At 63.6% G+C, this 20693-nt stretch carries 16 protein-coding genes; 10 read left to right on the top strand and 6 right to left on the bottom strand.

Features of this window, described 5'->3' with window-relative positions; genetic code table 11:
* Positions 1-79: 79 nt before the first annotated feature.
* From RX330_RS23570 to RX330_RS23540, 7 genes are all read left to right on the top strand, one after another.
* On the top strand, positions 80-1168 hold the full coding sequence (locus RX330_RS23570) for a TRAP transporter substrate-binding protein (RefSeq protein ID WP_212092530.1): 1089 nt from the start codon (positions 80-82) through the stop codon (positions 1166-1168).
* A gap of 168 nt (positions 1169-1336) precedes the next feature.
* On the top strand, positions 1337-2425 hold the full coding sequence (locus RX330_RS23565; RefSeq protein ID WP_212092529.1) for a TRAP transporter substrate-binding protein: 1089 nt from the start codon (positions 1337-1339) through the stop codon (positions 2423-2425).
* An 822-nt stretch (positions 2426-3247) separates the two neighbouring features.
* Positions 3248-4468, top strand: coding sequence for a CHAT domain-containing protein (locus RX330_RS23560; protein WP_212092528.1), 1221 nt, complete (start codon positions 3248-3250; stop codon positions 4466-4468).
* 12 nt (positions 4469-4480) lie between these two features.
* On the top strand, positions 4481-6103 hold the full coding sequence (locus tag RX330_RS23555) for a hypothetical protein (RefSeq protein WP_317239989.1): 1623 nt from the start codon (positions 4481-4483) through the stop codon (positions 6101-6103).
* Positions 6104-6188: 85 nt separating this feature from the next.
* Entirely contained in the window at positions 6189-9554 is a 3366-nt protein-coding gene (locus RX330_RS23550) for a CHAT domain-containing protein (protein WP_317239988.1), read from the top strand.
* A gap of 234 nt (positions 9555-9788) precedes the next feature.
* Complete coding sequence (locus tag RX330_RS23545; protein WP_212092524.1) at positions 9789-10463, top strand: response regulator transcription factor; 675 nt, start codon at positions 9789-9791, stop codon at positions 10461-10463.
* An 85-nt stretch (positions 10464-10548) separates the two neighbouring features.
* On the top strand, positions 10549-11811 hold the full coding sequence (locus tag RX330_RS23540) for a sensor histidine kinase (protein WP_317243958.1): 1263 nt from the start codon (positions 10549-10551) through the stop codon (positions 11809-11811).
* 60 nt (positions 11812-11871) lie between these two features.
* On the opposite strand, the gene RX330_RS23535 is transcribed toward RX330_RS23540, so the two are convergent.
* From RX330_RS23535 to RX330_RS23520, 4 genes are all read right to left on the bottom strand, one after another.
* Entirely contained in the window at positions 11872-13527 is a 1656-nt protein-coding gene (locus RX330_RS23535; protein ID WP_212092523.1) for a TRAP transporter large permease subunit, read from the bottom strand.
* 26 nt (positions 13528-13553) lie between these two features.
* Entirely contained in the window at positions 13554-14135 is a 582-nt protein-coding gene (locus RX330_RS23530; RefSeq protein ID WP_212092522.1) for a TRAP transporter small permease subunit, read from the bottom strand.
* Between the two features lie 169 nt (positions 14136-14304).
* Entirely contained in the window at positions 14305-15324 is a 1020-nt protein-coding gene (moaA, locus tag RX330_RS23525) for a GTP 3',8-cyclase MoaA (RefSeq protein WP_212092521.1), read from the bottom strand.
* A 344-nt stretch (positions 15325-15668) separates the two neighbouring features.
* The gene (locus tag RX330_RS23520) at positions 15669-16343 is read right to left on the bottom strand and encodes an HAD-IA family hydrolase (RefSeq protein WP_317239987.1); all 675 of its coding nucleotides are present in this window, start codon (positions 16341-16343) and stop codon (positions 15669-15671) included.
* A 169-nt stretch (positions 16344-16512) separates the two neighbouring features.
* Between RX330_RS23520 and rpiA the strand changes: the two genes are divergently transcribed.
* Genes rpiA through gor form a run of 3 tightly spaced genes read left to right on the top strand, consistent with a single transcriptional unit; the run spans position 16513 to position 19207 of the window.
* The gene (rpiA, locus tag RX330_RS23515; RefSeq protein ID WP_212092519.1) at positions 16513-17232 is read left to right on the top strand and encodes a ribose-5-phosphate isomerase RpiA; all 720 of its coding nucleotides are present in this window, start codon (positions 16513-16515) and stop codon (positions 17230-17232) included.
* Positions 17229-17771 carry a DUF2059 domain-containing protein gene (locus RX330_RS23510; protein WP_212092518.1) on the top strand — a complete coding sequence of 181 codons (543 nt, stop codon included), beginning with the start codon at positions 17229-17231 and terminating at the stop codon, positions 17769-17771. Before rpiA ends, RX330_RS23510 begins: the two co-directional genes overlap by 4 nt.
* 47 nt (positions 17772-17818) lie before the next feature.
* Positions 17819-19207, top strand: a complete 1389-nt coding sequence (gene gor, locus RX330_RS23505) for a glutathione-disulfide reductase (RefSeq protein ID WP_317239986.1) — start codon at positions 17819-17821, stop codon at positions 19205-19207.
* Between the two features lie 14 nt (positions 19208-19221).
* Here gor and RX330_RS23500 read toward each other — a convergent pair whose 3' ends face one another.
* Both RX330_RS23500 and RX330_RS23495 read right to left on the bottom strand, forming a co-directional pair.
* Positions 19222-19371 carry a zinc finger domain-containing protein gene (locus tag RX330_RS23500; RefSeq protein WP_317239985.1) on the bottom strand — a complete coding sequence of 50 codons (150 nt, stop codon included), beginning with the start codon at positions 19369-19371 and terminating at the stop codon, positions 19222-19224.
* Positions 19372-19406: 35 nt separating this feature from the next.
* A complete protein-coding gene (locus tag RX330_RS23495; RefSeq protein ID WP_317243957.1) occupies positions 19407-20414 on the bottom strand; it encodes an alpha/beta fold hydrolase in 1008 nt (335 codons plus the stop codon).
* Between the last annotated feature and the right edge of the window lie 279 nt (positions 20415-20693).

Here is a 20693-nt window from a genome sequence, read left to right as displayed (position 1 = left end):
GCCTGAACGCGTCGCCGGAATGAGCGGCGGCAAGAAGAGAAGTCTAGGGGAAAACGCCCCAGCAAGGAGAGACCTGAAGATGAAGCGTCGTGATTTTCTTAAAGTGTCGGCAGCAGGCGCGGCGGCGACCGCAGTGGCCTCGCCGGCGATCGCGCAGTCCTCGCCCGAGGTGAAGTGGCGCCTGACTTCGAGCTTCCCGAAGTCGCTCGATACCATCTATGGCGGTGCGGAGCAGGTGGCGAAATACGTCGCCGAGATGACCGACAACAAATTCCAGATCCAGGTGTTCGCCGGCGGCGAGATCGTCCCGGCGCTGCAGGCGCTCGATGCGACCTCCAACGGCACCGTCGAGATGTGCCACACCGTCTCGTACTACTATGTCGGCAAGGACCCGACCTTCGCGATCTATGCTTCGGTGCCGTTCGGCCTCAACGCGCGCCAGCAGAACTCCTGGTGGTACCAGGGCGGCGGCATGGAGCTCGGCAACGAGTTCTTCAAGAAGTCGAACGTGATCGGCTTCCCCTGCGGCAACACCGGCACCCAGATGGGCGGCTGGTTCCGCAAGGAGATCAAGACCGTCGCTGACCTCTCCGGCCTCAAGATGCGCATCGGCGGCATCGCCGGCCAGGTGCTTCAGAAGGTCGGCGTGGTGCCGCAGCAGCTCGCTGGCGGCGACATCTATCCGGCGCTGGAAAAGGGCACCATCGACGCCGCCGAGTGGGTCGGCCCCTACGATGACGAGAAGCTCGGCTTCGCCAAGGTCGCCAAGTACTACTATTATCCGGGCTTCTGGGAAGGCGGGCCGACCGTCCACGCCTTCGCCAACCTGGAAAAGTTCAATGCGCTGCCGAAGAGCTACCAGGCGATCCTCACCAACGCGATGACCAATGCCAACACCTGGATGGCCGCGCGCTACGACATGCAGAACCCGGCGGCGCTGAAGCGACTGGTTGCCGGCGGCACCCAGCTTCGTCCCTTCACCAACGAGGTGTTGGAAGCCTGCCTCAAGGCGACCAACGAGCTGTGGGCCGAGATCTCGGCCAAGAACGCCGACTTCAAGAAGTCGATCGACGCCATGCAGGCCTACCGCTCCGACGAATATCTGTGGTGGCAGGTTGCCGAATATACCTACGACAGCTTCATGATCCGCTCGCGCACGCGCGGCTGATCGCCTAGGCCAAAAGTCGCAAGACCGGAAAGCCCGGCCTCCATTGGAGGCCGGGCTTTTTCTTTGTCGCAGTGCGATCGGGATGGAATTCGCTCTCGCATTGCGTCATGGTAGCGCCAAGCCTCGGCAAGAAGGCCCACAATCACTGGTACATCAGGGCAGGAAATCATGAAGAGAAGAGACTTCATCAAGGTCACAGGACTTGGCGCGGCCGGCGCCGCCACGCTCGCGGCGCCCGCGATCGCGCAATCGATGCCGGAAATCAAATGGCGCATGCCGACGAGCTGGCCGAAATCGCTCGATACGCTGTTCGGCGGCGCCGAGATGATGTGCAAGATGGTCGCGGAGGCGACCGACAACAAATTCCAGATCCAGATATTCGCGGCCGGCGAGATCGTGCCGGGTCTCCAGGTGCTCGATGCCGTGCAGAACGGCACATGCGAAATCGGCCACACCGCCTCCTACTACTATTTCGGCAAGGACCCGACCTTCACCTTCGGCTCGGCCGTGCCGTTCGGCCCCAACATGCGCATCAACCAGGCCTGGTACATGCAGGGCGGCGGGCGCGAGGTGCTCAACGAGTTCTACAAGAGCTACAACGTCACCTCGCTGCTCGCCGGCAACACCGGTTGCCAGATGGGCGGCTGGTTCAGGAAAGAGGTCAACACGCCCGACGATCTCAAGGGCATGAAATTCCGCATCGGCGGCTTCACCGGCCGCGTGCTCCAGAAGCTCGGCGTGGTGCCGCAGCAGCTCGCCGGCGGCGACATCTATCCGGCGCTGGAGAAGGGCACCATCGACGCCGCCGAATGGGTCGGCCCCTATGACGACGAGAAGCTCGGCTTCTACAAGATCGCGCCGCACTACTACTATCCCGGCTGGTGGGAAGGTGGTCCGATGCTGCTGGCTTTCGTCAACCTCGACAAGTGGAACGCGCTGCCGAAATATTATCAGAGCGTGCTGGAGCAGGCCGGCCACTACGCCAACAACTACATGATGGCGCGGTACGACACGGCGAATCCGCTGGCGCTGAAGAAGCTGCTCGCGGGCGGCACCAAGCTGCACCCATTCTCGCCGTCGATCATGGATGCCTGCCACAAGGCGGCCAAGGAGCTGCACGCCGAAGTCGGCGCGACCAACGCCAATTTCAAGAAGGTGCACGACTCCCTCGCCAAGTTCACGAGCGACGGCTACGCCTGGTTCCAGGTCGCCGAGGTCGGCTACGACATCTTCATGGCGCGGCGCTCGCAGAGCTGATCGTCTGACCTACCGAAAACAACGCCCCGGAGCGAAGGCTCCGGGGCGTTGTCGTTGCGGCTTGTCCGACGGCGCCACACCAAAAATGTGGAAAACAACCCCATGCACAGCAGAGGTGGGGTGAGGGCAGGCCGGCCGGCGGATGCGGTCAACCATCTGGCAAGTCGAGGCAAACCGGTGGAAAGGCACGATCGGCCCGCCGCCGGGGGCCTGGCTCCCATTTCGTATCAACGCCATCGGGCTGTTCAGGCGATCGGCTTCGCCAATCCATCTGCCGGGCTGCGAAGCCGCTTGACTCGTCCTGGCGAAACAGCGGCGAAAGAACGTCAATCGAAAAACTCGAAATCTATATCGGGCCAGCGCCGTCTGCCTCATCACCAAAACGAGATGTGTGAAATGCTTCACAATCAGGCCTGAGGAAATCCGCTAGACAATCTAGCGCCCGGCAACCTTTCGTTGATTGCGCCGAACGACGCCGTGCGGTGCGCCGCTGCGACCGGGGCCGGGCATGCTCAGGAGGAGGCCGGCGCGAGCTTTGCCTGTGTACCCTATCGACACTGATCCTAACGGATTTGAACTGAGGCCGTGCACCGGATCGTGGATGGCCTGAACGAAGAACGGAGTTGCCGGCAGAATGCCGGTCCCGAAATACGGAGAAGCGATACCGAAAATCGCGGGTGGTTGCGGCCTGCACCGTCGTTGAAGCGCTCGGGGCGCTGAAATGCTGGGGCATTAAGCCCATACGGTGTGGACCTTGCCCGCTGGAGACTTCCTTGCAGGCGCTTATTCTGCGCTGGCATGTGCGCGGCTGAGGGTTGCGTCGTGGCGAAAGTCGTTTTCAATCTGACCATCGAAGATTGTGGCGAAGATTATTGCCGCATCGTCGCGGAATATAATTCGTCGAGCCGAGAGATCGAAGTCGAGAAGCTCAAGCCGAGTTTTCGTCAGAACCTGAGACCGTTGCAGGAAGCGATCCTCCAGAGCTCTGCCGCGCGCAGCGCCGAGGTCGTGCTACGCCGGCGAGCCCCGGACACGGCAAACGGCGGTGATGAGCCAAGACCTGCCATCCGCGATGCTGCCGGAGTCCTGGCTGCGGGATCGGACGAGCGGATCGTGCAGGAGGTCGGTTCGCAACTCTTCGACTTCATCTTCCAGCGAAAGATCCTCGAACTCTATCAGGAATGTTTCCAGGCGGCGCGAAGAGACGACGAGCCGTTCCTGATCCGCTTGCGGGTCAGCGATCCCGCGCTCGCCTATGTGCCCTGGGAAACGATGTACGACAGGAAGAACCGTTTCTATGTGACGACCTCCCAGAGCACACCGTTCACGCGCGCCGTCGACGACTATGGCGAGGACCGCCGGATGTGCGCGGCGAGGCCGATACGGATGCTGGGCATGGCTGCGCGGGTCAAGGTCCTGAACGGCTTTCCGCTGGACGAAATCGAGGTCGACGCCGAGCAGGTCGCGATCAAGAAGGCGCTGAACGAACTGAACGACGGCAAGAGACTGAAGCTGTCCTGGATTCCCTCGGCGAAGGCGCGCGATCTCAACCGTCGCTTCCTGAGGGGAGATGATGGCAAGCGGTGGGATCTGTTTCACTTCATCGGTCATGGCGGGCACGATCCGGATCGGCAAATGGGCTTCATCGTGGTGCAGGAAGAGGGCGGATCGAGCGGGACGAGGCTGTACGCCGACGCGTTGAGAGTGTTTCTCACCCAGCCCGGCCAGACGCCAAGCCTCGTCGTCCTGAACTCCTGTAGCGGGGCGCAAGCCGACGGGTCCCTGTTTTCGAGCACCGCCGCCGAGCTCATTCAAGGCGGCGTCCCCGCGGTGATCGCCATGCAGTTCGAGATCAGCGACAACATGGGGCTGGTCTTTGCCGATACGTTCTACACCTATCTCGCCGACAACGTATCGATACAGGCGGCGCTGGCGCATACCCGAGCCGAGTTGAAGGCGCGGCAATTCGCCGAATGGATCTCGCCGGTTCTGTACATGCGCGGCCTCGACGGAGAAATTTTCGTGGACCGAGCTGGATCATAGCGGATCTCATCAATGTACGGCCTTGACCCGTCCGTCGTCGCTCTCTGCCTCGGTGCGATTGCGATCTGCATCGTCAGCGCGGTCGACTTCCACGCTCCCTTCGAAAGTGCGGAGATTCGCTACGCCGTGATGCGCGATCGCTATTATTTTGCGGTGATCGCCTATGTCACGATAGCCGTGGTCTTCTATGTGTTTCTCGTGAGCCAGATCCATTGGCTGACGAATCTTCTCTATCCCGGACGTGGAGCCGGATGGCTCGTTGCCATACCGGCGACGATCGCATTCATGGTGCTGGTGCCTCATCTGCCGCTCCTATGCCGGGTGATCGCGTTTCTGCGAACGATGATGCAGACGCTGGCGCGCTATCCCCAGGCGGTGGAAACCGTCATCGTGGCCATCGCGCGCTCGCCCATCAAGGTGACCGAGCGGGCAAGGCCGGAGTTGCAGCGTGAGCTCGAAGGCTATGGCGTTCCGACGAGACTGATCGAGAAGGCGCTCAACCAGGATGACGACGTGCTCGCCGCCGGTGCGGCGGCCATGATCAAGCAGGTCGCTTCCCTTCATACCAGTTTCGTCGATTTGCGCGGCAACAGGCGCTTCGGGAGGTTCTTTCGTGCCCGGAAAGGCGAATTCGACGCGCTGGAGCGGCAGTATCGGCGAATGCTGCGGCGATCGGCCAGGGCACTCCTGCTCACGGAAGACATCATGGTGTCGGATGTCGATGCGCGGGAGCTGGTGCTTGAGATTTCCGATTTCATCGCGGAGGAGTGTGAGGATCTGCGGGTTGCGTACCAGCGTCGACTGGCCGAGGCGACGTTGTCGGTGGTCGACAGGCGCGATTCCAGGACGGAGCTCATTTCCAGTTTCGGCTATCAGACCGTTCTGCCCCAGCCGCTGCCGTTTGCGCCGCTGGTGATCATCTTCGTTCTCGACTTCGCGTTCTCTGTCGCGCCGTTGTTCTTCCTTGATCTGCCGAAGAAGTTTGCGGTTGGTTCGCTGGCCGGAGGCTTCTCCTCCCTCGCGCATGCGGCAGCCCTGACGATCTCGATCTTCTTTGCGATCTATCCGAAGGCCTCGACGAATTTCGCTCGTCCCTCATTGTACGCGCTGCCCTGGAGCTCTTACGCGGTCTTCGGAGCGTGCTCCTATCTGGCCGGCATTTTCATACTCTGGATCACCTACAGCACAATTCCGATTGCGGAAGGCTGGCTGGCGAAGAGTCATCCGCTTGCGGCGAGCTCGCTGTTTTCCCTGATCTTCCTGGTCAATACGGTGGTCCTGAGCATTCTTCTCGATGTGCGGCTGAGGGCGGATCGACTTGATTATCACGAGGCGAGGCTGAGGGACGGCGCGACCCATGCGGTCGTCATGGCGTCAGTCATGTTCAGCCTTCTCGTCAGCTTTGTGTTGGTCACCAGGGCCTTCGGTCTGGAAATGCCGGCCATCCCGTTGCAGTGGTACGCCGGGATCGTCGCTTCTTTCGGAGTTCTCGGCGCGGTGATCGGATACCTCGTGCCGTCCACGGCCGAAGCCTACATCGAAGCCAACAAGCTGATCCGGAAGTCGTCGGCGCTTGATGGCAACCTGCTCGGCTGGGCCGCGCCTCCTGCGTCCCAGTCGACGGTCAAACCTTGACCTCGTGCGGTCGGAAGGGCGCCGGCGTGCGCCCGGCGGCACATGAGAACGTGACCAAAAGGTCGTCTGGAAGAGGGGCGAAGACATGGCTGCAATCGAGGTAGCGAACGGGATCGTGGTTCAAAGTCCCGATGACGTCGAGGTCACGGTGGTTGGCGGTGGCGCTCTCCGCGGGGGATTGCGCCGCGCGGCCGTCAGCCGGATGAGCGGCACGGATCATCTCAGGAGAGCGTTGTCGGCGTCGGGCTTCACCATCGCTGCCGAAGTTGAAATAGCGCCGACGCGCCCTGGAACGCGCGTGTTGCGACGGGATGCGCAGACGCCGACGCAGATCGAGGTGGAGGTCGGCCCGTCCGAGAGGGCGATGGTCCTGATCGAGGGGGCAGGCGGTGTCTATGCCTGGACCTATCCGCAGCAGGCCGCCCGTTCATCGGGGCAGCGCCGTGGTGCGCAGGTTCTGGTGTTCCCGCTGACGGCCGGAACGAGGGGCTCCGCCCGAGGAGTCGCGACGGCGACCGGCAGGCGTGGTCCCGTTCTTGACTGGGTCTCCGACAAGCTGATCGATCCGGTCCGCGCCTATGTGCTGAAGTTCGTCGCCAGACGGGCCATCGATGCGGCGACCGACTATATCGACGGAGACCGGGAAGAGGGCCTCGTGACGATAGCGGGGCTCGATCCGGCAGCATGGACACCGGCGGGATCGGCGCGACCTCGCTTGCCGCAGGATCGTCCGCTGAAGATCCTGCTCATGGTGCACGGCACGTTCTCGTCGACCGCGAGCGGCTTCGCGCAGCTTGTGGGCTCGGACAGCGGACGGGCGTTTCTTTCAGGAGCCTACGAGCACTACGACGCCGTGCTCGGCTTCGACCACAAGACCCTGACCGCAACGCCGGAAGAAAACGCGGCCGCTCTTCTTGCGGCGTTGCAGGCTCTCGGAATTCCCGAGAAGTCCTCGATCGATGCCGTCGTCCACAGCCGCGGCGGACTGGTCTATCGCGTGGTCGAAAATCTGCTTGCGGACGAGCGACCGGACATCCGGCTCGGCAAGGCCATCTTCGTCGGCTGCACCAATGCCGGAACGCATCTGGCCGAGCCCGAGAACTGGGCGGCGATGATCGATCTCTACACCAACGGGATCATGGCCGGCGTCCGTGCGGTTTCCTACCTGACGGGAGGGGCCGCGCTCAGTCCGATCGTGTCGCAGGGGATCGAGACCGTCGGCCGTTTCGTGCAGGCGTTGTCCGAAGTCGCCATCGACGAGCAGAGGGTGCCTGGACTGGCCGCCATGCGGCCCACAAGCGACCTGGTCATGGAGTTGAACGGAGCTGCCGGTCCTCTCGAGGGGCTCGCGACCTACTATGCGATCACGTCGAATTTTGTCGCGCAGGTCGAACCCAGCAAGGGCATGACGAAGGAGTTCGCCGAGTTCATCGCCGATCGCGTGACAAATCGCCTGTTTCGGCTCGACAACGATCTGGTGGTGGATACAGCGTCGATGACGTCGTTTGGAACCCGGGGCTCGCGCCTCGCGGACGATGCGACGTTTGCCTTCGGCAATACGGACGCCGTCATTCACACCACGTACTTCGCAACAGACATCGTTCCGCTGAAGGTGAGCGAATGGCTGGGTGTCGGCGTGCCCCGCCCTGGCGGAGCCAGGGAGCAATTCGAGCTGCGGCGGACGACATCGCGCCGCTCGACCGTGAGAGCTGCGTCCACTGACGAAGCCCAGCTGGAAGTCGTCGCCGGTGATCGGGAGGGCCCCGGATCCGGCTCGACATTGGACGCACTTACGTTGCGGCGATCGCGAACGCGTGCCGCTCCTGCGGCTGCACCGCCTGCGCCCAGGCAGGCACCGCGAGCAGTCGAGACGGCGCCCTCGGCACCTTCGCCCGATCCACGAACCGTTGCCTGCTATTTTGCCGCAGAGATCGAGTCTCATCCGCCGCCGAGAAAGCCGGTCCCGCTGTTCGTCACGGTTTCCCGCGAGAAGATCCAGGCTGCGGAAACACAAACGTCCACCGCCTCGGATGCGCCGGTCAACGTCGACACGTCCCGCGCCATCGTCGTCGAAGTCATCGCACGCAAGAACTGCCGGGTCATCGGTGAAGCCAGCGCAGAGATCGACATACCGCGGGACCGACGGGCGGAGGCGCTACGATTCCTCGTGGAAGGCACCGCCGAGGGCGCAGCGGACATCCTCGTCGAAGCGCGGCAGGGGCCACGCATTCTCGCGTCTTTTGCCTTGGCTCCCGTGTTCGTCGATGTGGACAGCAAGACCTTGCGTCAGAGCCAGGCCGGGCTGGCCATGGCGGCACATCCGAACGAGCCGGCGGTGCTGCGGATCTACGAGATCGTGGACAGTGGCAAGGTAACGCTGCGCTTCGATCTTGCATGCGTCGATCCGAATATCGCGGTTTCGGAATCGCGCACGCTTCCCGGCGGCTTCTCCCGCGACGTCTATGTTGCGGAGATCTTCAAGGGGATCGAGAACTCCTGGCTCGCGACGAACCGGCTGTACGACCAGTTCCTGTTGCGCCTCCAGGCAAACGGAATTGTCATGGCAAACGAGTTGTTGCCCGACAAGGTCCGCGAAGCCCTTTGGACCCATCGCGAGGCGATCCGCGCGATCCAGGTCATCTCGGAGGAGCCCTTCATTCCGTGGGAGCTGCTTTACATCAACGATCGGAAGTCCGGGTTGGACGGCAAGGGCTTCCTCGCGGAATGGGGGCTGGTCCGCTGGCTGCACAGCACGCCGTGGCCGGGACCGAAGCTTGCGATGCGCAGCGATCGCATCAAATGCGTGATCCCGACCTATCTCGATCCCGCCCTGCGGCTCGCGGGCGCCGATGCTGAACGTCAGATGCTGGCCAGGCTGTTCGGCGAGCCCCGCGAAGTGACGCCCGACAGCATCTCGGTGGCCGACTTTCTTCGGAAGGATGCCAGGGAATGCGACGTTCTGCACTTTGCCTGCCATGGCGAAGCGGCACAGCGGGCGGTCATGACAGCCGACCTCTTGATGGCGGGGACCAACGTGGACGGCACCTTTGCGCAGGATTCGCTCTCAGCGGATCAGGTCAAGGCCTTTGCCCGCTTCGCGGAGAGCGGACCGAGGCCAACCATCTTCATCAATGCCTGTCAGACCGGGCGCTCGGGACGTGGTATCGGCGGGGGTGTCGCCGGGTTTGTCGATGCATTCCTGCGGCCGTTCTCCGAACTGGGCGCGGGCGCGCTGGTCGGAGCGCTGTGGTCGGTGGACGACAAGCTGGCCTACAGTTTTGCCGAGGCGTTCTATCGCTCGCTCAAGGACGGAGATGCGCTGGTGGATGCCGTCCGAACCGCTCGCGAGGCAGCCAAGAGCCGGAAGGAACTCACCTGGCTGGCCTATTCGGTATACGGCAATCCGTTCGCGCGCGTCGAAGGCGCTCCTGAGACGAACCGGGACGCATGACACGGGCAGCCGCTCCGGGACGGAAGCGGAAATGTTCGATCTGCGCTGGATGTAGGCCGGCACCGGACGGCCGCCCTTCCGTCCTCGTGGGTGCGGGCGCGATTGGCTTACACCGACCTGACAGAGGCCGACCGCCTCGTGCGCTTTTCGCTGGCCGGGGCGCGCCGAATGCTGGAAAAGAGCGCAGATGCGGCGCGAGCCGCGCGCGATACCGGAACATCCGGCGGGACCAAGATGCGCCTTCTGATCGTCGAGGACAATGTCGAGCTGTCGCGGCTCGTTGCCGGCGGGCTGGCGGCGGCCGGCTATGAGAGCGACATCGTCCGCAGCGTGGCCGAGGCGCGCGAGGCCGTCAGCAGCGTCAGCTATGCCGCGATGATCCTCGACCTTGGCCTGCCTGACGGCGATGGCCTGTCGGTGCTGCGCGAGCTGCGCCACCAGATGGAGCCGCTGCCGGTGCTGGTGCTGACGGCGCGCGGCGGCTTGCGGGACCGTGTCACCGGCCTGCGCAGCGGCGCCGACGATTATCTGGCGAAGCCGTTCGCGATGGAGGAGCTGGTGGCCAGGCTGGAGGCCATCCTGCGCCGACCAGGGCAGCTGCTCGGACGCTCGCTCAGTCTCGCCAATCTCGTCTACGACACCGAGAGTCGCCAGATCTTCGTCGATGGCCAGCCGCGGGTCATGTCTGCGCGCGAGACCTCGGTGCTGGAGATCCTGTTGCGCCGGCAGGGGCGGGTGGTGCCGAAGAAGAACGTCGAGGACCACATTTTCGGGCTCGAAGGCGAAGTCGCATCCAACGCGGTCGAGGTCTACGTCTCGCGCCTGCGCAAGCAGCTCGCCGAGCACGGCGTCAAGGTGGTGATCCATACCATCCGCGGGGTCGGCTATCTCATGTCCGAGGAAAAATAGCGTGGCTCTCGGTGGCCGTGCCGGATCGTTCGCGTTCAAATCGCTGATCTGGCGGATCGTCTTCCTGCACATCGTGGCGGTCGCAATGGTCGCCATCGTCCTGCCGTTGGTGCTGTTCTGGCTGCTCAATTCCGAGATCGAGCAGTTGCACCGCGACGGCATGCGCGCTCAGGCCGAGGTGCTGGCGGAGCGCATCGTCATCCAGCCGGACGGCTCGCTCACGTTCAACCTGCCCGATAGTCTGCGCGGGCTCTATTCGGACGCTTACGGGCGCTATCAATACGACATTCGCGATGGGGAAGGCCGGTTGCTGTTTTCCTCGTATAGAAAGGCCGGCGCTGCGACGCGTCGGCCATCCGATACGATTTCCGGCGCCGGCGTCACCCGGATCATCGACGGCAGGACGGTCCGCGTTCAGGTCGCCGAAGATCTCGCGCATCGCGACGTCATCATCGACGACATCGTCTCGAATTTCTTCCGGCGGGTCGGCTGGATCACGATCCCGATCCTGCTGGTCCTGCTCGCAACCGACATCTTCATCTTCCGCCGTGCAATCGCGCCGCTGTGGAAGGCTTCCGAGGAGGCCAGCAATATCGGGCCGGCACGCACCGATATCCGCCTGCCGACGAAGCAGATCCCGCGCGAGATCATGCCTCTGGTTACGGCGGTGAACCAGGCGCTCGACCGGCTCGAGGACGGGTTTCGGGTGCAGCGGCAGTTCACGGCCGATGCTGCGCATCAGCTGCGCACGCCGCTTACGATCCTGCGAACGCGGATCGAGACGCTGGGCGACGGCGCGGCCCGGCAGGCGCTGCTCGCCGACATCGAAGCCATGGGCCGCATCGTCGCCCAGTTGCTGGAGATCGCCGAGCTCGACACGCTGGTGCTCGATCCCGGCGAGACCGCGGACTTGCACGCCATCTGCGCCGAAGTTGTCGGCGCAATCGCGCCGCTCGCGATCGCACAGCACAAGGACATCGCGTTGAAAGGCCCTGATGCGCCGGTGATGATCCACGGCAATTCGGAGATGCTCCAGCGCGCGATCTTCAACCTCGCCGAAAATGCCATCAAGTTCACGGCCAGGGACACCGCCGTCGAGGTCGAAGTGGGCGAGGACGGATCGGTGCAGGTGCGCGATTGCGGTCCAGGCATCGCCGAGGCCGAGCGCGAGCTGATCTTCCAGCGCTTCTGGCGCCGCGACCGACAGCGCAGCGACGGCGCGGGCCTGGGGCTCTCGATCGTGCGCGGCGTCGCGGACGATCATGCGGCAATGGTCGCGGTGGAGAACCTTCCCGGCGGCGGCGCCGAGTTCACGTTGCGGTTCAGATTGGCGGAGAACGCAGCTTGATACCCTCCCCTGGAGAGGTCCCAAGGGGAGGGATAAGAGGGCAACCGCGCTTGCCTCCCGCTACTTCTGCGGCGGTCCGAGATCCAGCGGGGGCAAATCGATCTGCGGCACCTCGATCTTGATGGTGTTGGGATCGATGTTCGACTGCACGCCCTTGTAGTGCATCACCATCGCGGGGAAGGCGATCACCAGGCCGACCATGATCAACTGGATGACCACGAACGGCACCGCGCCCCAATAGATTTGGCCCGTGGTGACCGGCTCCATCCTCTTGCCGGTGAGGCGGTCCGTGTACCGCTCCTTCGGCGCGACCGATCTGAGATAGAACAGGGCGAAGCCGAACGGCGGGTGCATGAACGACGTCTGCATGTTGACGCCGAGAATGACGCCGAACCAGATCAGGTCGATGCCGAGTTTCTCGGCGGCCGGTCCGAGCAGCGGGATCACGATGAAGGCCAGCTCGAAAAAGTCGAGGAAGAAGGCCAGCACGAAAACGAGAACGTTGACGAAGATCAGGAAGCCGATCTGGCCGCCGGGCAGGGACGTGAGCAGATGCTCGACCCAGACGTGTCCGTTCACGCCATAGAAGGTGAGCGAGAAGATACGGGCGCCGACCAGGATGAACACGACAAAGGCCGACAGCTTGGCGGTCGATTCCGTGGCTTGCCGGATGAGGTCCCAGCTCAGACGGCGCTTGGCCGCGCCCAGGATGAGGGCGCCGGCGGCGCCCATCGCGCCACCTTCGGTCGGAGTTGCGATACCGATGAAGATGGTGCCCAGCACGAGGAAGATCAGGAACAGCGGCGGCACCATGACGAAGGTGGTCTGCTGCGCCATTTTCGAGAGGAAACGGAAACCGGTGAACTTGTCGATCAGCCAGTTCACCACCGCGACGGCGAAGGCGAAGACGATGCCGTAGAACATGCTGAGCACGACGTAATCGGCGCCATGCGTGCTCGAATTGCGCATCATGAACCATCCGAACACGCAGCTCGCGAGGAACAGCATGCCGAGCGAGACCAGGCCGCGGTCGCCATTGTCTTCGCGGAAAGCGATGGCTTCCTTCGGCAGGCCGGGCGCGGCCGCCGGAAAGATCATGCTGACGAGGAAGGCGTAGCCGGCGTAGAGGGCCGCGAGCACGAGGCCCGGGATGAAGGCGCCCTCATACATGTCGCCGACGGACTTGCCGAGCTGGTCGGCCATCACGATCAGCACGAGCGAGGGCGGAATGATCTGCGCGAGCGTGCCGGACGCGGCAATGACGCCGGATGCCACGCGGCGGTCATAGCCATAGCGCAGCATGATCGGCAGCGAGATCAGGCCCATCGAGATCACGGAGGCGGCGACGACGCCCGTCGTCGCGGCGAGCAGCGCGCCGACGAAGATCACGGCATAGGCAAGGCCGCCGCGGATGGTGCCGAACAATTGGCCGATGGTGTCGAGCAGGTCCTCGGCCATGCCCGACCGCTCCAGCACCAATCCCATGAATGTGAAGAACGGGATGGCGAGCAGCGTGTCGTTGTTCATCACGCCGTAGACGCGCTCGGGCAGGGCCTGGAGGAAGTCGGGGTGGAACTGGCCGAGCTGGACGCCGATCACGGCATAGAACAGGCCGACGGCGCCGAGCGAGAATGCCGCCGGATAGCCGAGCAGCAGCATCACGACCAGCGACACGAACATGATAGGCGCCATATTGGCGATGATGAATGCGGTCATTATTCCCCCTACACCGTCGCCAACGGCTACTTCTTCTCGATCGCTTCGACGAGATGCTCGACTTCCGCCTCCAGCGCAGACACCTGGGATTCATGCGGATCCGGCATCAATCCGCGCATCACCGCAATCCGCTTGATCAGCTCGGAAATGCCTTGAACGAGCAGGAACGCGAACGCGATCATGATCAGGGATTTGGCGGGCCATTGCGGCAGGCCGCCGGCGTTGCCGGATTGCTCGTTGATGTGGAAGGAGCGCTGGAAGAACGGCACTCCGGTGATGATCATGACGATGCAAATCGGAAAGAGGAAGAGCAAGTGGCCGAAGACGTCGATCAGGTTGCGGGCCTTCTTCGGCAGCGCGTTGCTCACGATGTCGATGCGGATGTGCTCGTTGTCGAGCAGAGTCCAGGGCGCGCAGAGCAGGAAGACGATGCTGAACAGGACCCATTGCAGCTCGAGCCATGAATTCGACGAGGTGTCGAACGTCTTGCGAATGATCGCGTTGACTGCCGAGATGACCACGGCGAGCACGATCAGCCACGCGACACGCTTGCCCGTCCAGCGCGTGAACGCATCAATCCTGCTGCTCAACTTAAGGAGCGCTTGCAACGATAGGTCCTCCCCCGATTGTGCCCCGGCCGTCTTGACTGCGCCGAGTTGGCGCGTGGCTTGTCTCGCCGCGCAGGCATGAGGCAGCCGCACCAAACCAGCGAGCGTGCCGCCAGTCAATCGGAAGTTTGTTGATAGTTAAGGGGAATAAGGCCGTATTCCGACGGTGTCAGCCGCCGGTGACGCTCATGTGCCTGGAGACGCTGGGACGATCGTGGCGGCGGTCGATGATGAAATCATGGCCCTTGGGCTTGAGGCCGATGGCACGGTCGATCGCATCCGCAAGCAGCACGTCCTCGCTCGATGCACGCAAAGGTTTGCGCAAATCGGAGGCATCCTCATGGCCGAGGCAGGTGTGCAGCGTGCCCGTGCAGGTGATGCGCACCCGGTTGCAGGATTCACAGAAATTATGGGTCATCGGCGTGATGAAGCCGAGCTTGCCGCCGGTTTCGGCGACGCTGACATAACGGGCCGGACCGCCGGTGCTCTCGGCGAGGTCCGTCAGCGTGAATTGCTGGGCGAGGCGGGCGCGCACCAGGGACAGCGGCAAATATTGGTCGATCCGCCCCGATTCGATCTCACCCATCGGCATAACCTCGATCAACGTCAGGCCCATGCCCTTGCCATGCGCCCACCGCATCAGGTCGGGAAGCTCGTCCTCGTTGAGATTCTTCAGCGCCACCGCGTTGATCTTGACGCTGAGGCCGGCGGCACGCGCGGCCTCGATGCCTTCCAGCACCTTGTCGATCTCGCCCCAGCGGGTGATCTCGCGAAACTTCTTGGGATCGAGCGTGTCGAGCGAGACGTTGATGCGGCGGACGCCGCAATCGGCAAGCTCCCGCGCGTGCTTCGCAAGCTGGGTGCCGTTGGTGGTCAGCGTCAGCTCGTTCAGGGCGCCGCTCGACAGATGCCGCGACAGCGAGCGCACCAGCGTCATTACGTTGCGCCGGACCAGCGGCTCGCCGCCGGTGAGCCGCAGCTTCTTGACGCCCTTGGCGATGAAGGCCGAGCAGAGCCGGTCGAGCTCCTCCAGCGTCAACAGGTTGGCCTTGGGCAGGAACGTCATGTCTTCCGACATGCAGTAGAAGCAGCGCAGGTCGCAGCGATCGGTGACGGAAACGCGCAAATAGCTGATGGTCCGCCCGAACGGATCGGTCATCGGGGTCGACAGCGCGGCGGATCCGTTCATGCGAGAGGCCTTGTCACTTACGGCGACGGGCGCACCTTGCTTCAGCGGTGCTCGGGACGCAATCTAAGCATCGGACGCGGCGAGGACAATCGGGTGGTATACGTAGAATCAGCGCCTGCCGGGCGTTCGGATCGGGGAACCGCCGGGCTTCGGCCCGAGCGGCCTCGGCCGGGACTGCAGCAGGCCCGCGGCCGCGGCCGGTTTGAGGTTCCTGGCCAGCGCAGCCGGCGAAGCGGTTTGGACTTGCTGCGACGAACCGCACATAACCCTGCACGGACCGTCAGGCTTGGTTTGGCGTAGGCAGCACGCAGAATTCCAAAGAATTTTCAGTGGCTTGATGGAGGTTATGTCGACATCAGGCTGCTGGCGGCGGCCGGCAGGTCGCGCATGTGATGGATCAGCCGGTCTGGTTTCAGCTCGGCGATCGGCACGTCCGTGTAGCCGAAGCTGACCCCAATCACCGGTACCCCGGCCCGCCGGGCCACCCCGACATCGGTTCCGGCGTCGCCGACCATGATGCTGGCTTTGACCGCGCCGCCGGCGCGCGCCACGGTCTGCCGAAAGATGGTCGGGTCGGGCTTCTGGACGCCAAACGTGTCGGCACCGCAGATCGCGGCAAAGCGGCGGCTGAGGTCGAGCTGGTCCAGCAGGCGCTTGGAGAGCCATTCCAGCTTGTTGGTGCACACCGCAAGGCGATGGCCCTGGGTCGCAAAATGGTCGAGCGCGGCCTCGAGCCCCTCAAATGGGCGGGATTCGACCGCGATATGGTCGGCGTAATAGGCGATGAAGTCCGCCGTCATCCGGTCCATGTCGGCGGGGCTGACGGTGCGGCCCTCCGCTTCCAGCCCCCGTTCGATCAGCTTGCGGGCGCCGGCCCCGATCATGTTGCGGGCCGAGGCCATCGGCACGGGCGGCAGCCCTTCCCGGTCGAGCACGTAGTTCAGCGCGGTGATCAGGTCGGGCGCCGTATCCACAAGCGTGCCGTCGAGATCGAAGACGATGGTGTGAGGGGAGTTCATGGTTCAAGCGCTACCGGCCCGGTCGTGCCCACGCAAGGGGCAGGCCCATAAGATCACCTTATAGGTCTGTTCCCAGACCCTGTTCTCCGGGGAGAAACGAGGCTACATAGGCCGCCGCAAGTGGCCGCGATCGGCGGCACATCTTCCGGATTCAGAGGCGGGCGCACAGGTGAACATGGACCAGTTGAAGCGGCAGGCTGCGGCGCGCGCGCTCGAGGAGGTGCGGGACGGCATGCAGCTCGGGCTCGGCACCGGCTCGACCGCCAAACATTTCGTCGAGCTGCTCGGTGAGCGCGTTGCCGCCGGGCTCAAGGTGATCGGCGTGCCCACGTCGGAAGCGACGAGGGCGGATGCGGAGCGCTGCGGCGTGCCGCTGACCACGCTGGACGAAATCGACCATCTCGACATCACCGTCGACGGCGCCGACGAGATCGATCCCGCGCTCAACCTGATCAAGGGCGGCGGCGGCGCGCTGCTGCGCGAGAAGATCGTGGCAGCCGCTTCGGACCGCATGATCGTGATTGCCGATGATACCAAATGGGTGCCCACGCTCGGCAAGTTTCCGCTGCCGGTCGAGGTCATCCCGTTCGGCCTCGGCGCGACGCGCCGGTCGATCGAGAAGGCATTTGCCGAATGCGGCGTTTCCGGGCAAATGGCGGTCCGCAAGGCCAAGGACGGCCACGTTTTCGTCACCGATGGCGGCCACTGGATCGTCGATGCCCAGCTCGGACGTATTGTGGATCCACCCGGTCTCGCCAAGGCGTTGAGCGCCATTCCGGGCGTGGTCGAGCACGGCTTGTTCATCGGCTTGGCCAGCTCGGCCGTTCTGGCGGGCGGCGAGGGAATTCGCGTGATTGAACGGCGTAAGCCGAAAGGAGACCAGGAATGAAGAGCATGTTGAAATTCTTGCCGGCTGCGGCTCTCGCTGCGGGATTGGCCGTTTCGGCCGCCCCGGCCGTGGCGCAGCAGGCGGGCCAGAAGGCTCCCGCGGCGCCGGCCCTGCCAAAGGCCTCGCCCGCGGCGATCGCGGCAGCCAAGGAGATCCTGCAGATCAAGAACGCCGCCGGGATGTATGCGGGCGCGGTGCCGGGCATGGTCGAGAAGACCAAGGGCACGCTGATCCAGCAGAACCTGAATTACCAAAAGGACCTCAACGAGGTCGCGCCGATCGTGGCCCAGCAGCTCAACGGCCGCCAGAGCGAGATCGGTGACGGCATGGCGCAGATTTATGCCAGCGAGTTCACCGAGCAGGAGCTGAAGGACCTCGTCACTTTCTACAAGTCGCCCTTGGGCAAGAAGCTGATCGATGCCGAGCCGCGCGCGATCGGGCAGAGCATGGCGTTCATGAATAGTTGGGCCCAGAGCTTCGCGGAAACCGTGATGGGTGCCTTCCGTGCCGAGATGCGCAAGCGTGGCAAGGAGATCTGAGCGCACCTATCTGGAAGGGTCGTTCCTGAAAGGGGTCGGAGTGGACAATGGCTGAATTCGACGTCGACCTCTTCGTCATCGGCGGCGGCTCGGGTGGCGTTCGTGCCGCCCGCATCGCGGCCGGGTACGGCGCCCGCGTGATGATCGCGGAAGAGTACCGCATGGGCGGCACCTGCGTGATCCGCGGCTGCGTGCCGAAGAAGCTGTTCGCAATCGGCTCGCATTTCCGTCACGAGCTCGAGGACGCCGCCGGCTTCGGCTGGACCGTTCCGCCCGCCAGTTTCGACTGGGCCACGCTGATTGCTAACAAGGACAAGGAAATCGCACGGCTGGAGGCGGCCTATACCGCCAATGTCGAGAAGTCGGGCGCGCAGATCGTCAAGAGCCGTGCGGTGATCGAAGACAGGCACACCATCCGCCTGCTCGAAAACGACCGCAAGATCACCGCGAAGTACATCCTGATCGCCACCGGAGGAGCGCCCAACCACGGCGCGGTGATTCCCGGCATCGAACATGTGATCTCATCCAACGAAGCCTTCCATCTGAAGAAGCTGCCGAGACGGATCGTGATCCAGGGCGGTGGCTACATCGCGCTGGAATTCGCCGGCATCTTCGCCGGCTTCGGCTCCGACGTCACCGTGGTCTATCGCGGCGACAACATCCTGCGCGGTTTCGACGAGGATGTTCGCACCCACGTCCGCAGCGAGATGGAGAAGCAGGGCATCACCATTCTCACCGGCTGCACGGTGAGCAAGGTCGACCGCCATGGCGAGGAATTCACCACGCATCTGTCGAACGGCTCGAGCCTTGCCTCGGAGCAGGTGATGTTCGCGATCGGCCGGCATCCGGCGGTGGCCAATCTCGGGCTGGAGAAGGCCGGTGTCGCCATCAATCCTGCAAATGGCGGCATCGCGGTCGACCATTTCTCAAGGAGCTCGGTCGACAGCATCTATGCGATCGGCGACGTCACCCATCGCTTCAACCTGACGCCGGTCGCCATCCGCGAGGGCCATGCCTTCGCCGACACCGTGTTCGGCAAGCGCGAGGTCAGGGTCGATCACGCCAACATTCCGACCGCGGTGTTCTCGCAGCCGGAAGTCGGCACCGTTGGTCTCACCGAGACCGAGGCGCGAGCGCAATTCAGCCACGTCGACATCTACAAGACCTCGTTCCGCCCGATCAAGGCGACGATGTCCGGCCGCGACACGCGCGTGCTGATGAAGCTCGTGGTCGACGGCGCGACCGATCGCGTGCTCGGCTGCCACATCGTCGGCGATGCCGCCGCCGAGATCACCCAGGCGGTCGCGATCGCGGTGAAGATGAAGGCGACCAAGGCCGATTTCGACGCGACGATCGCGCTGCATCCGACCGCCGCCGAAGAGCTCGTCACGATGCGCACGCCGACCGCGCGCCACGTGCGTCAGGCGGCGGAGTAGGCCTAAGGTTCGCCTCAGTCGGGTTCGGTGATCTTGCCCTTTCCTTCGCAGACCTGGCATTTGACCGGGTAGACTTTGCGGCCCGGCGCAGCTGCCTTCATGGACAGAGGAAAGCCCGTTCCGCTGCACTCCGGGCAGGTCCGCTCTTTGATTTTCGGGGCCATGGTCGTTCCTTTCCGACAGCTTCATACATCTCAAATCAATGCGGCGTTTGTGCCGCGGCTTCGTCGATTGCGGCCATCAGGTCGGCCGTATCCGACTGTTGGATCATGTGGCCTGCGCTCGCGACGCGCCGCATCTTGCTGTGCCTGATTTCCTCATGGAGGCGACCGGACTGTTCGTCGATGTCGATGAGGCGATCCTGCTCGCCGGCGAGGATGGTGACCGGCATGGCCAGTTCGCCGTAGGTCTTCGCCGACAGAATTGCGGCAGGGACCATCAACGCGGCCTCGGCGGCGGCGGCACGAAGCTGCGATGGACGCACGGCCAGTGACTTCGGAAAGCCATCGAACTTTTGCGGGACGGATCGTGGCCCGAACAGTTGCCGGAGCATTGACGGCCACATCAGGCGACTGACGATCGGGGAAATCGTGTGGCTGAGGATATCGCCGAATCCAGGTATCGCCGGCCCCGCCATCGCCATCATCGCGTCGGTGCGGGCCGTCGGGAAATAATACCCCGACGCCAAGATCAACGCCTCGACCATCGAAGCGTGCCTGCCTGCCAAGGCAATCGCGACCGACGCCCCCCAGGAATGCCCGAGCACGATCGCCTTTTCGACGCCAAGGTGCGCTAGCGCATCCCTGAAGAGGTCGGCCTGCGCCGCAGGGGTCCATACGACGTTTCGGGGCCTCAGGCTGTGGCCGAATCCCGGACGATCGAACACGATGACGCGATAGTCCTTGGCGGCGAGATCGATCAGACCACTCGATTCGAAATCCTGGATCATGCTGCCATTGCCGTGAAGCAAGACCAGCGGGCGGCCCGCACCGCGCTCCACATAGTGCAAGCGAACACCGTCGATGTCGATGAAGCGTCCCTGCGGCGGGTTCTCGCGTTGAGCCTTGTCGGCCAGCTTTCGATTGACGACCGCGGCCGTGCCCATCAAGGCGACTGTCGCGGCAATCGCGGACGCTACCGGATTTTCTGCAAGAACGCGAAGGCTCGTGGCCGCCAAGGATGGCGAACGTCTCTTAAGTATGCGCATCTGAAAACTTTCGGTGAAGATCATTGGATGAGAAGAATGGGAGCGTACGCCTTGGCCTGATCTTGGGGACGCATGCATCCATGGGCAGACGCAACAGGAGAGGCCGCGATATGTTCCTAATTCCTGCGGGATTGGTACGGCAGTAAGGCAGTCACTTAAGCGGAAGCCCCGCAGGATCATCACTCATCGGCGCGTCGAGCGTGTCCGAGCACGGTCAGGCCGGGCGCCGGGAGCGTATTTTCAGCGCCGCGCTCTGGTGAATGGCGATCGAGACCCCAA

It is taken from the genome of Bradyrhizobium sp. NDS-1, from assembly GCF_032918005.1.
GTDB lineage: Bacteria > Pseudomonadota > Alphaproteobacteria > Rhizobiales > Xanthobacteraceae > Bradyrhizobium > Bradyrhizobium tunisiense.
This window is presented reverse-complemented; position numbering and strand designations above follow the sequence as displayed.

Bases quoted from the DNA above. Each gene is read 5' to 3' on its own strand.
- RX330_RS23520 (WP_317239987.1), bottom strand. From the start codon at position 16,343: ATGAACTCCCCTCACACCATCGTCTTCGATCTCGACGGCACGCTTGTG.
- gor (WP_317239986.1), top strand. From the start codon at position 17,819: ATGGCTGAATTCGACGTCGACCTCTTCGTCATCGGCGGCGGCTCGGGT.
- RX330_RS23540 (WP_317243958.1), top strand. From the start codon at position 10,549: ATGGTCGCCATCGTCCTGCCGTTGGTGCTGTTCTGGCTGCTCAATTCC.
- RX330_RS23510 (WP_212092518.1), top strand. From the start codon at position 17,229: ATGAAGAGCATGTTGAAATTCTTGCCGGCTGCGGCTCTCGCTGCGGGA.
- moaA (WP_212092521.1), bottom strand. From the start codon at position 15,324: ATGAACGGATCCGCCGCGCTGTCGACCCCGATGACCGATCCGTTCGGG.
- RX330_RS23555 (WP_317239989.1), top strand. From the start codon at position 4,481: ATGTACGGCCTTGACCCGTCCGTCGTCGCTCTCTGCCTCGGTGCGATT.
- RX330_RS23545 (WP_212092524.1), top strand. From the start codon at position 9,789: ATGCGCCTTCTGATCGTCGAGGACAATGTCGAGCTGTCGCGGCTCGTT.
- RX330_RS23495 (WP_317243957.1), bottom strand. From the start codon at position 20,414: ATGCGCATACTTAAGAGACGTTCGCCATCCTTGGCGGCCACGAGCCTT.
- RX330_RS23535 (WP_212092523.1), bottom strand. From the start codon at position 13,527: ATGACCGCATTCATCATCGCCAATATGGCGCCTATCATGTTCGTGTCG.
- RX330_RS23570 (WP_212092530.1), top strand. From the start codon at position 80: ATGAAGCGTCGTGATTTTCTTAAAGTGTCGGCAGCAGGCGCGGCGGCG.
- RX330_RS23565 (WP_212092529.1), top strand. From the start codon at position 1,337: ATGAAGAGAAGAGACTTCATCAAGGTCACAGGACTTGGCGCGGCCGGC.
- RX330_RS23500 (WP_317239985.1), bottom strand. From the start codon at position 19,371: ATGGCCCCGAAAATCAAAGAGCGGACCTGCCCGGAGTGCAGCGGAACG.
- RX330_RS23550 (WP_317239988.1), top strand. From the start codon at position 6,189: ATGGCTGCAATCGAGGTAGCGAACGGGATCGTGGTTCAAAGTCCCGAT.